This window comes from Galbibacter kalidii, assembly GCF_026241135.1.
Lineage (GTDB): Bacteria > Bacteroidota > Bacteroidia > Flavobacteriales > Flavobacteriaceae > Galbibacter.
On the sequence record NZ_JAPFGA010000003.1, the window covers coordinates 50,849 to 63,158 of the forward strand.

The window sequence follows — 12,310 nt, forward strand, 5'->3', positions numbered from 1 at the left end:
TTAAAAATTATAGTTTTGTGAAACGTAGTTTAAGGACTGCAAAATGTTATAATTTGGTGTTCTTGCTTTTTCAATTTGGTCCAAATGTTCGTAGCTGGAGTTTTTAGACACAAACTCGGGCACGATCTCTTTTAGTTTTTTTACGACGACGTTCTTGTCATGGAATAGATTCAAAACACATAAGGCGTCTATTTTACCCCTGAGTTTTTCATAGTTCATTTCTTTCACTTTACTGATCATTATTTTTTCGTGATAAGTCGGCAATGTATTTTCACCATTGGCCAAAAGTTCTTCATACAGTTTTTCTCCGGGGCGCAATCCGGTGATTTTGATATCGATGTCTTCCGGGTAGCGGAGTCCGGACAGGCGGATCATGTTTTTCGCCAGATCCATAATCTTGACGCTTTCCCCCATATCAAAAATGAAGATCTCCCCTCCTTTTCCCATGGTTCCAGCTTCCAGAACCAGTTGGGAGGCTTCAGGAATGGTCATAAAATAACGCGTTACTTCTTCGTGAGTAACCGTTAACGGCCCTCCTTTTTCAAGTTGTTTTTTGAACAATGGTATTACAGAACCATTAGATCCCAATACATTTCCAAAACGGGTGGTTATAAATTTGGTCTTTGTTGATTTCTCCTGAAGGCTTCCTATGTAAATTTCGGCGGCACGTTTTGTCGCTCCCATCACATTGGTCGGGTTTACCGCCTTATCGGTAGAGACAAACACAAATTTATCCGCCTGATGTTTCAGTGCCATTTTTGCCAACAAACGGGTACCGCCCACATTCACTTTTACAGCTTCATAGGGCTGGTCTTCCATCAAAGGCACATGTTTGTAGGCCGCAGCGTGGAAAATGATATCAGGTTGGTGCACTTCAAAAATCCTTTCCAAACCATGTTGATCCCTTACATCGGTCACGATGGGGTGAAAATTCTTGATTCCAGCTTGTTTTAATTCCTGCTGAAGGTCATAAAGTGCAGATTCAGCTATATCGATCAGTACCAATTTTTTAAAATTGAATTTCACCAGCTGCCTAGATATCTCACTCCCGATAGAACCTGCAGCACCCGTAACAAGCAAAACCTTGTTGCTGAACTCTTTACACAGCCCTTCATTTTCAATACAAATAGGTGTTCTGTCCAATAAATCTTCAAGTTGAAGTGGTTTTATCTCGTTTACATTCAGCTCTCCATTCATCCACTTGTCTATTGGAGGGACAATTTTTATTTCAGTCTCATAATCGATCAGTCTCTCGATACTTTCCCTAAATTTTGAGGAAGACGTATTTTGAATGGAAACGATGATCTCATCAATACGGTTCTTTTTAATAAAGGCCTCATCCACATACGACCTCTCCATAATTTTTGTGCCATTGATGCTATTCCCTATCTTATGTTTGTCATCATCGATAAAAGCAATTACCTTATTCTTTTTATCCACACTGTTCACCAAGGCGTCGTGTGTCATAATTCCGGCTTCACCGGCTCCATAAATGAGAATACGTTTGGTTGCTTTCAATTTACAATGCACATAGCGGTAGAGAATTTTGAAAGTCAATCGGCTTAACGCCAGCACTACAAAATTCAAAAAAGCATGCATAATAATAATCGACTTCGGAATGGTCAAACTGGGAATCAAAGCCAATTCTTTATTTGCAACCACAAATGCTGAGGTCAGTACCGTCAGTACGCACACAGCCATAAAAATATTCATCAGGTCTTTAACTCCTGTATATCGTATAATCCCTTTATACGAACCGGTCAACATAAAACTTGTAAAGGCCAATATAGCTATGATGGGCAATTCCATCCACAGATGTTCAACATTAAAATTGAACGTCAGGTGAAAACGTATAAAATACACCATCACAAAGGTCATCAGCACCAACAAAATATCGACGGATAGTACTATCCATTTTGATGCGTGTCTTGCAGCCACAGGCATGAGGTATTTATAAATCATTTTAGTAAAGTATTTTTAATTACGTTGGTTATTCTTGTTAATTCTTTTTCGGTCAGATTAGATCCGCTTGGCAAACACAGGCCTTTTTCAAAAAGCTTTGCCGATACACCATTGGTATAAGCGATGGACTTTTCAAAAACAGGTTGTAAATGCAAAGGTTTCCACAAAGGCCGGGATTCAATATTCTCTTCGGCCAATGCCATGCGTAATTTTTCCCGGGTTTCATAAGAATCCAACAATATAGCCGTAAGCCATCTGTTGGATCGAACCCCGGATGGTTCTTTTAAAAATGTAATTTTGGGGATATCACTCAATGCTTTATGGTAGAAATCATAATTTTTCCTTCTCATTTCTACCCGTTCGTCCAAAACTTCCAGTTGTCCTCGCCCGATTCCGGCCAGCACATTACTCATCCTATAGTTGTAGCCCAGCTGTGAATGTTGGTAATGAGGTGCATTGTCCCTGGCTTGTGAGGCAAGAAAAATGGCTTTTTCTTTCATTCTTCCGCCTTTGGTGACCAATGCTCCACCCCCGGAGGTGGTTATTATTTTATTTCCATTAAAAGAAAGGATCGCCATATCACCAAGTGATCCGCATTTGATCCCTAAATATTCACTTCCAAGTGCTTCTGCACTATCTTCAATAACCGGAATTCCATATTTCACCCCTATCTGGTTGATTGCAAAAGCATCATAAGGCATTCCGTAGAGGTGTACGGCTATAATGGCTTTTGGTTTTCCCCCGTGACTGAGCCTGCTTATAATTGCATTTTCCAATAACTCGGGGCTTATATTCCAAGTAGTTTCTTCACTATCGACAAAAACGGGATTGGCTCCTTGATACAAAATAGGATTTGCAGAAGCCGAAAATGTAAAGCTTTGACACAACACATCATCGCCGGGACCTACGCCCAAAAGCATCAATGCTAAATGAATCGCCGCTGTGCCAGATGCAACCGATGCCACATGCACATTGTCATTCAAATACGATTCTAGTGAAATTTCAAACGCATCGACATTTGGTCCCAAAGGAGCTACCCAATTGGTATCAAAAGCTTCATTAACGTACTTCTTCTCGCTTCCTCCAAGATGTGGAGAGGATAAGTAAACTTTCTTGTTCTTTGTGATCATTACACTCTTATATTTAATAAGAGTCAAGTTTATAGCGGTATTTAAGATTTGGTTGGCGATTTAATCCATCTACAAGTGTCATCACCCACTTGCAAAAAGTGTATTGATAAACAAATAAGAAGTCTGAAAACATATCTTAAACCTTGGTCGGTTTAAGACTATAATAAGAAGCCTTCATAAATATTAAATCAATACTTGCTATTAATCAATTCAATTATCAAGAAGGATTGTAAATGTACTAAAGAATTGCGATTATATAATGCTATTTCGGTGAACCATGAGTAATTTTCGGTTAAATACTGTTTATTGAATATGCAGTATAAAAAAGAGGTTTTTTACCGTATTTTTTTGCTTTTTATCCTTACACATCATCATCACAATAAATTGATTAACAGATAATTTTAAAAACAACAATAAACGAATTCAATTCACACCCTTAAACCTTAAGTAGTAAATAATCTTATAAAAATCAGGGGGTTTTTCCCCTTAGAATGAATTTCAACGTTAATAACGTACTGTTGAAACAAAAATCTATTGAACGACATTCTTTTTTACAATCTTTGCTTGTACTCTAAACATCCCACATATGTTAACCAACCAAAGAATTTTAGTCACAGGCGGTGCCGGTTTTATAGGTTCCAATCTTTGTGAAACCTTATTGAAGTTAGGTAATTATGTAACATGCCTTGATAACTTTTCAACAGGAAAGAGGGAAAATCTATCAAGTTTTAAAGATCATTTAAAATTTACACTTATTGAAGGAGACATCCGCGATCTGGTTACATGCCAAAATGCATGCAAAAGACAAGATTATGTGCTTCATCAGGCTGCACTTGGTTCTGTTCCCAGGTCTATTGAAGATCCTATAACTAGTAATGATGTCAATATAAACGGATTCCTCAATATGCTGATCGCAGTCAGAGATCAAAAAATCAAACGTTTTGTCTATGCTGCTAGTTCATCTACTTATGGGGATTCCACTGAGCTTCCGAAGTTGGAAGATAATATAGGAAAACCACTCTCCCCCTATGCTATTACAAAATATGTAAATGAGCTTTATGCCGATGTTTTCCATAAAACATATGGTGTGGACACTATCGGGTTGAGATATTTTAATGTATTTGGAAGGAAACAAGATCCCAATGGAGCTTATGCTGCGGTAATCCCCAAATTTGTCATGCAATTGATGAATCATAAATCTCCAGTTATCAACGGTGACGGATCTTATTCAAGAGACTTTACCTATATAGATAATGTTATACACATTAATATCCTCGCTATACAAACCAAAGACAAACAAGCTGTAAACCAAGTTTATAATGTGGCCTATGGTGAGCGAACAACACTGTTGGAACTCACACAATTATTAAAAGAACACCTGTCACAGTATGATGATGAAATCAAAAATATCCCCATAAAACACGGGCCTAACAGGGCGGGTGATATCCCACATTCTTTGGCGTCGATCGAAAAAGCGGAAAAATTACTGAATTATGAACCAGACTACAATATCAAAAGAGGGTTAAAAGAAGCTATCAAATGGTACTGGAACAACCTTTAATAATACAAAACAAAGATGAGCACTATAAAAATTGCAATTATCGGACTTGGATATGTGGGTCTGCCATTGGCCAGGCTTTTTTCCACCAAATACCCTGTTATTGGTTATGATATCAATCAAAAAAGGGTGGATGAGTTAAACTCAGGAATAGACGCCACCCTGGAAGTCGAAAACGAACTGTTACAAGCCAGTTTGCAAAACACTCCTGATATAAAATCCACAGGACTTTTTTGTTCAACCACTTTACAAGACATCTCAGATTGTAATTATTATATTGTTACTGTGCCAACACCTGTGGACAAGAACCACAGACCCGACCTCACTCCGCTATACAAAGCAAGTGAGACTGTGGGGAAAGTCCTTAAAAAAGGAGATATCGTTATCTATGAATCAACGGTATATCCAGGAGTAACAGAAGATGAATGTGTTCCGGTTCTCGAACGGATTAGCGGCTTGACATTCAATAAAGATTTTTATGCAGGCTATTCCCCTGAACGCATCAACCCTGGGGATAAAGAACATACTGTGGAAAAGATCATAAAAGTAACCTCGGGGTCTACACCCAAAATAGGAGTTAAAATCAACAATTTATACAAATCTGTTATCACAGCAGGAACACATCTGGCCCCTACCATTAAAATAGCTGAGGCCGCCAAAGTAATAGAAAACTCCCAAAGAGATATCAACATTGCTTATGTAAACGAATTGGCTAAGATTTTTAATCTAATGGATATCGACACCAACCACGTTTTGGAAGCGGCTTGCACGAAATGGAATTTCCTTCCTTTTAAACCCGGCCTTGTCGGTGGGCATTGTATAGGTGTAGACCCGTATTATTTGGCTCAAAAAGCCCAAGAGGTGGGTTATCACCCTGAAATTATCCTGGCAGGAAGACGCATCAATGACAGTATGGGACAATATGTGTCTAGCGAAATCATAAAATTAATGCTGAAAAATGATGTGAGAGTCAAAAATGCTAATGTTTTAGTCTTGGGCATCACCTTTAAAGAAAACTGTCCGGATGTGCGCAATACCAAAGTTGCAGATGTGGTAAAACATTTACAGTCCTACCAAATCAATGTAACCGTATATGACCCTTGGGCAAAACCCAATGATGTGGAAAACGAATACAATTTTTTAACTGTACAGGAAAAACCTGATAAAAAATATGAGGCCATTGTTTTGGCTGTTGCACACAAAGCCTTTTCTGATATCGACCTAAAAGCACTTTTAGTCCCTAATGGAGTGATCTATGATGTCAAAGGAGTTGTAGACCCACAAATAGTAAATAAACGATTATAAAAAACCAACCCTAGCTAAACCTAAAATTGTGAGCCAATTAAAAAAAGGAGCTGTATTAAATTATGTCACTATTTTTCTGACGAATATCGTCGGACTCCTGCTCACACCTTTTATTATAAGGAATTTAGGTGATACAGAATATGGTTTATATACACTTATCGGTGCTTTTGTAGGGTATATTTCTGTGCTGGATTTCGGATTGAACAATACTATTGTCCGTTTTGTAGCCAAATACAAAGCTGAAAAAGACCACGAGGGTGAGGAAAACTTCTTGGGTACAACAATGCTGATATATTTGGCTATTTCCCTGATTATTTTAATTATCGGTACGGTTTGCTACCTGAATATTGAAGGTATTTTTTCAGAGTCTTTGACATTGGATCAAATGAGAAAAGCCAAGATCATGTTTGTCATTCTTATCTTTAATCTGGCCATAACATTGCCAGGTGGTGCTTTTACCGGTATTTGCTATGGATATGAAGTCTTTGTTTTTCCTAAGACCGTGAACATCGTCCGTTACCTTGTTCGTTCTTTGACCATAGTAGCCGTTTTATTATTCGGTGGAAAAGCCATTTCCATGGTTATTGTAGACACTGCCATGAATTTAACGGTAATCGCGGTTCAAGCTTTTTATGTCATTAGAAAACTAAAGGTGAAATTTAGGTTTCATCGTATAGAAACCCCTTTGATAAAAGAAATATTCAGTTATTCAGTTTGGATTTTTATTTTTGCCCTGGTAGGACAATTTCAATGGAAATCCGGACAACTAGTCTTGGGGATTATGACCAACACTACCGTTGTGGCGATTTTTGCAGTTGGAGTGATGTTAGGCACATACTACGGGGCTTTTTCTACTGCTATATCCGGAGTTTTTCTACCAAGAGCAACCCAAATGACAGTTGCCAATGCCTCCCCTAGGGAACTCACAAATATGCTGATCAAAATAGGTAGGTTATCGTTTATCGTTCTGATGTACATTCTAAGTGCCTTTATCTTATACGGCAAACAGTTCGTTGTCCTTTGGGTAGGGACATCATATACAGAAGCTTATTACATTGCCCTATTTATCATGTTGGCATATACCATCCCTTTGGTTCAAGCTTTTGCAAATTCTATTTTGGAAGCAAAAAACAAAATGTCGTTTAAAGCCGTGGTCTATCTGGTGTTTATGATTATTGGCACTGGGGTCGGGGCTTTGTTAACAAAAAACCATGGTGCTACAGGAATGATTCTCGGCTCCATAATAGGATGGGGTATCGGACAAAACATTATGAACTTTTATTATCACAGGGTCATCAAACTAGACATCCTAAGGTTTTTCAAAGCACTTTTTAATAAAACACTTCTTTTTTTCCTCATTATGTTCTTGATTGGAACTTTAATCAACTACATTCCCGGTGAGGGGTGGTTCAATTTTATCACCAAAGCGGTTATTTACTCTCTTATTTACATACCTCTGGTATATCACATCGGGATGGTAAAATCGGAAAAAGAGTTATTTAAAAAAGCAATACCATTTTTAAAATGAAACGAACACGAATTTTATTAATCATAAATACACAAAAACGCATGATTAAAAAAAATCATGTGAGCCTGCCTGCCGCAGGCTGGAGTGCAGCGGTTCCATGTGTGCAATAATTTTTTAGCACATTTGACCATTGCAAAAAAAATTTAAACACATGAAAAAAAGTATTCGCATAACGCAATTAGATTATAAGGATAACGGCAACACCATTGTATATCGTTATTCCTACGACAAGTCCATTGCCAAGTTTTTCAATGCTGAATCGCCTTTTTTTGTGACCTATGAAACAGATGTTAGGATGGTACCACAAAGCATTGCCATTATTCCTTTACTGGCAAACCTTGCCCCTATTGCATGGTTCGCCGGATTTGATGTTCTGGTAGATGAAATAGATGAAGATTTTCATCATTCACTTAATGAAATAAAAAAAGAATTTGTTGAAACTTACCCTAAGTATACGCTTTCCGGAAAAATAAACTCAAAAAAACTAACCAAGAACAATAAAATCGATGAAGAAAAATCTGCAATGCTTTTCAGTGGTGGTGTAGATGCATATGCTACTTATATAAGACAATATGATAAAAACCCCGATCTGATTACAATACATGGTGCTGATATTGAATTGAATGACAACAAACAATGGAACCAATTAAAAGATTTTATTACAAGTGAAAAGCTCTTAAGGAACAATAAAAAAAGATACATAAAATCAAATCTGAGAACTTTTTACACCTATCATGTCGAGCTCTTATTGAAAGGTATGGGATGGTGGGGGAAAATACAACACGGATTGGCCTTAATTGGTTCTTTAGCCCCTTTATCCTATATAGAAAATTACTCAGATTTATACATCGCCTCTTCATATACCAAAGACATACAAATCGCTTGGGGTTCTACACCTACCCTGGATGAAAAAATATCGTGGAAAGGAATAAAAGTGCATCATGATGGATATCAACTTAAGCGCCAAGATAAGGTCGATTTGATTACCAAATTTTCCAATAAAAAGGGTGTGAAGTTTAACCTAAGGGTTTGCTATTCTGAATTGAGAAAAGGTTTTAACTGTAACCGCTGTGAGAAATGTTTCAGAACCATCTTAGGAATCATATTAAACGGACAAGACCCCAATGATTATGGTTTTAATGTAAATGAAGATGTTTATGACCAAATCTTTAAGGTAATAAATTCAGGTAGGGCAAGTCTTGGTGTGAAATATTTTTGGTGGGAACTTATGGAAAAAGCAAAAGCAACTGACACTCCATTTATTTTCAAGGATCAAAATAAAGAAAAGCACGAAATATCACGCATACAAAACGGAGAAATTGATACCATTTTAAAAAGTAAAATCCATAAACCGGATATAAAAAAACAGCGTATCAAATTTATCCTTAGAAATAGATTCAATAAAATATACAAGTATTATAAAAAAATAAAGCGATGAAACATCCATGATTAATTTTTAAACACACAAGGGAATGATTAATTGGATGTTCCACCTGCCTGTCGGTAGGCAGGTGTGACCATTGAAAAACAAATAAATATAAACACATGAAATACGCCCTTTTAACATACGATGAGAATAAACGTTTTTTTAATGTCGGCGATTACATACAAAGTCTTGCCGCCAAACAGTTTTTACCGCAGGTGGATACTTATCTCAACCGTGAAAAACTCGGGGAATACCGAGGAGAAAAAGTAAAATTGATCATGAACGGATGGTTTACACATAACATTCATCATTGGGTCCCTTCAGAAGATATTGATCCTGTTTTTGTCTCCTTTCATATGAACAACACTGCGGCTCCTTTTATGCTCAGCAAAAAAGGAATCGATTATTTAAAAAAACACCAACCTATAGGATGTAGGGATCAATTTACTGCTGATACTTTAAAATCAAAAGGGATTGACGCCTACTTCTCCGGTTGTTTGACCCTGACATTAGATTCATATAAAGTTGATGATTCACAACGGTCTGATAAGGTTTATATCGTAGACCCTTTGTATAACTATCCCAGACCCGAAAAGGTGTTTTATAACACTAAAGCCATTCTTAGAAATACTTTAAACGGAAAAATATTCCGTTTGGGGAAAAAGAAAAAATATCTTAAAAAATTTGTTAGTGACGAACTTCTGGAGCGAGCCATTTTCATCAATCAAGAACCTCCTTCTAATGTTTATTCTGAAGAAGAAAAGTTTGCGATGGCAGAAAATTTATTGAAAAAATATGCAACAGCCAGATTGGTTATCACCTCTAGAATTCATTGTGCATTGCCCTGTTTGGCTTTGGGAACTCCCGTCATCTTTGTCAACGGCTTTGACAGCTTTGTTGATTCATGCCGCTTTGAAGGGATCATCGATTTATTCAACCGGGTTGATATTGACAGTATCACCGGGGAATTCACTACAAATTTCGGTTTAGAAGGAAGAATTGGTAACGATTTCAGCATTAAAAATTTAGAAAAACACCATGAGCTATCAGAAAAGCTAAAAGCAACGGTGAAGAAGGGTCTCAGTACAAGTGAACAAAAGGTTCAAACCAATAAGCCCTAGTTTTTAATATGAGTATCGGATCATAAATTTCGTTAAGCGAATCTAACAGAAAATGATTAAGATTTTATACATAACCAACCAAATATGTGGGCCGGGAGGACTTGAAAGGGTGCTGTCGGTTAAAACATCACATCTTATCGACAACTTTGGTTATGAAGTGCATATACTAACCTTGAACCAAGGTGCAAAAGAACACTTTTATCACTTTCACCCTAAAATTATCTATCACGATATTCGAGTAAAAGGAAATCCCCTTCAATACCTATTATCATACATAAATGGAGTCCGACATTCCATTAAAACAATCAAACCTGATATTATTTCAGTATGTGATGACGGTTTAAAAGGTTTTTTTGTGCCGCTTTTCACCAACAAACCATGCCCAATGGTCTATGAAAGGCATGTTTCCAAGCTCATTGAAAAAAAGAATCACCACAACTCAAACGGAAGTCGATTAAAAGCAAAAATGAAGTATTCCCTGATGGATTTTGGGGCTAAACACTTTTCCAAGTTTGTGGTATTGACCAAAGGAAACAAAAAAGAATGGCGCTTAAACAACCTACATGTGATATCCAATCCGCTTCCCTTCTATCCGACACCTTCTTCAACCTTGGATTCCAAAAAAATAATAACCGTAGGCAAATTATCCCCTCAAAAAGGATATGACATATTGATAAAATCGTGGGCAAAAATCGCTCATCAATATCCCGACTGGAAAATTGAAATTTACGGTCAAGGGGATGATTATTCAATGCTTACCGAATTAGTCAAAAAACACCGCTTGGAAAGAAGTTTTAAAATAAACAAACCCACCCAAAAAATTGAAGAGGTTTACCTGAATGCCTCCCTATATGTCATGCCTTCGAGGTTTGAAGGTTTTGGGATGGTTTTGATAGAAGCTATGGCCTGTGGTGTGCCCTGCGTAGCGTTTGACTGCCCACACGGTCCCGCTGATATTATTGCCAATGGCGAAGATGGAATACTAGTGCCCAATGGAAATATCGACATGCTTTCTGATAAGATTTCGCTACTAATAGAAAATGACAAACTAAGAAAGGGGATGGGAGCAAAAGCAAAACAAAATGTTCGCAGATACCAGCCGGAGCAAATTGTAAAACAATGGGACAACCTATTTAAAACACTCTTAAACAAATGAAAATCCTGTTTCTGATCGATCAAGTGTATTTGCACGGGGGGATTGAAAGAGTCCTCTCCATAAAAGCCAATTACCTTAGCAAACACAAACATGGGGATATCTATATCACAACTACATCACAAAAAGGAAAAGCACCCTGTTATGAATTTCATAAGGATATAACGTTCTATGATTTAAACATAGATTACAACAGGAACAAAAGCTATTTCCATCCTTCAAATTTGCTTAAAATCCCCAAGCATATCCGTAGACTTAAAAAAGCGATTAGAACAATCACACCGGACATTATCGTGGTTTGTAGTCACAGTACCGATACCTATTTTGTTCCCTTTATCCACAAAAGAATCCCAAAAATAAAAGAGTTTCATTACTCCAAAATTTTAGATGAACGGAAAAAGAAAAAGGAGAAAAACAGTATCAAAGGTTTATTTCTAAAATTTGCTGAATATGTTGAGAAGCAATACGACCATTTGATTGTCCTTAACCGTGACGAACTGCAATATTACACCAGTGACAACACGGTAGTTATTCCCAACCCTCTTACCTTTTTCCCTGAAGGAAAAGCATCCTTAACAAACAAAATAGCTATCACGGCAGGACGGATTGCCCCGGTCAAGGGATATGACACTCTGATCGATATATGGAAACTCGTGTATCAAGAACATCCTGATTGGGTTTTACAAATCTACGGCACGGGAGAACAGGTTTATATGGGCTACCTAAAGGATAAAATAGAAGATGAAAAACTGGAGGATGCTGTTAAGTTATGCGGCACCACAAATCAGATTTCAAATAAAATGCTGGAATCTTCCTTATATTTAATGTCATCACATAATGAATGCTTCCCTTTGGTCTTACTAGAAGCCCAATCGTGTGGACTGCCCATTGTATCGTTTGACTGTCCTCATGGGCCAAGGAACATCATAGAAGAAAACACAGGGTGTTTGGTAACTCCTATGGATATCGACAAGTATGCCCATCAGGTAAAAAAACTGATGTCTGACCATTCAAAGCGCGTTTTTTTAGGAATCCATGCCAGAAACAACGCCAAAAATTATACAGAAGACAAAGTGATGGTTATGTGGATTCGATTATTTGAAAAAACAATAGCTGAAAAACAGTAG

At 37.3% G+C, this 12,310-nt stretch carries 9 protein-coding genes; 7 read left to right on the top strand and 2 right to left on the bottom strand.

Translation table 11 applies throughout. The features are described from left to right. Nucleotides 1-1,962: a polysaccharide biosynthesis protein gene (locus OOZ15_RS04330; RefSeq protein ID WP_265954606.1), complete on the bottom strand. Its 1,962-nt coding sequence runs from the start codon at nucleotides 1,960-1,962 to the stop codon at nucleotides 1-3. After that, nucleotides 1,959-3,092: a DegT/DnrJ/EryC1/StrS family aminotransferase gene (locus OOZ15_RS04335; protein WP_265954607.1), complete on the bottom strand. Its 1,134-nt coding sequence runs from the start codon at nucleotides 3,090-3,092 to the stop codon at nucleotides 1,959-1,961. The genes OOZ15_RS04330 and OOZ15_RS04335 overlap by 4 nt, the downstream gene beginning before the upstream one ends. 586 nt (nucleotides 3,093-3,678) lie before the next feature. Between OOZ15_RS04335 and OOZ15_RS04340 the strand changes: the two genes are divergently transcribed. The 7 genes from OOZ15_RS04340 to OOZ15_RS04370 all read left to right on the top strand — a co-directional run bounded on the left by OOZ15_RS04340 (nucleotide 3,679) and on the right by OOZ15_RS04370 (nucleotide 12,310). Next, nucleotides 3,679-4,653 (top strand): SDR family oxidoreductase, encoded by a 975-nt coding sequence (locus OOZ15_RS04340; RefSeq protein ID WP_265954609.1) that lies wholly within the window; start codon nucleotides 3,679-3,681, stop codon nucleotides 4,651-4,653. Between the two features lie 15 nt (nucleotides 4,654-4,668). Then, nucleotides 4,669-5,955, top strand: a complete 1,287-nt coding sequence (locus tag OOZ15_RS04345) for a nucleotide sugar dehydrogenase (RefSeq protein ID WP_265954610.1) — start codon at nucleotides 4,669-4,671, stop codon at nucleotides 5,953-5,955. Nucleotides 5,956-5,983: 28 nt separating this feature from the next. Beyond that, nucleotides 5,984-7,483 (top strand): lipopolysaccharide biosynthesis protein, encoded by a 1,500-nt coding sequence (locus OOZ15_RS04350; protein WP_265954612.1) that lies wholly within the window; start codon nucleotides 5,984-5,986, stop codon nucleotides 7,481-7,483. Nucleotides 7,484-7,634: 151 nt separating this feature from the next. Continuing rightward, nucleotides 7,635-8,921 carry a hypothetical protein gene (locus tag OOZ15_RS04355; protein ID WP_265954614.1) on the top strand — a complete coding sequence of 429 codons (1,287 nt, stop codon included), beginning with the start codon at nucleotides 7,635-7,637 and terminating at the stop codon, nucleotides 8,919-8,921. Nucleotides 8,922-9,028: 107 nt separating this feature from the next. Continuing rightward, nucleotides 9,029-10,030 carry a polysaccharide pyruvyl transferase family protein gene (locus OOZ15_RS04360; protein WP_265954616.1) on the top strand — a complete coding sequence of 334 codons (1,002 nt, stop codon included), beginning with the start codon at nucleotides 9,029-9,031 and terminating at the stop codon, nucleotides 10,028-10,030. 52 nt (nucleotides 10,031-10,082) lie between these two features. Next, nucleotides 10,083-11,186, top strand: coding sequence for a glycosyltransferase family 4 protein (locus OOZ15_RS04365; RefSeq protein WP_265954618.1), 1,104 nt, complete (start codon nucleotides 10,083-10,085; stop codon nucleotides 11,184-11,186). After that, nucleotides 11,183-12,310, top strand: a complete 1,128-nt coding sequence (locus OOZ15_RS04370; protein WP_265954619.1) for a glycosyltransferase family 4 protein — start codon at nucleotides 11,183-11,185, stop codon at nucleotides 12,308-12,310. The genes OOZ15_RS04365 and OOZ15_RS04370 overlap by 4 nt, the downstream gene beginning before the upstream one ends.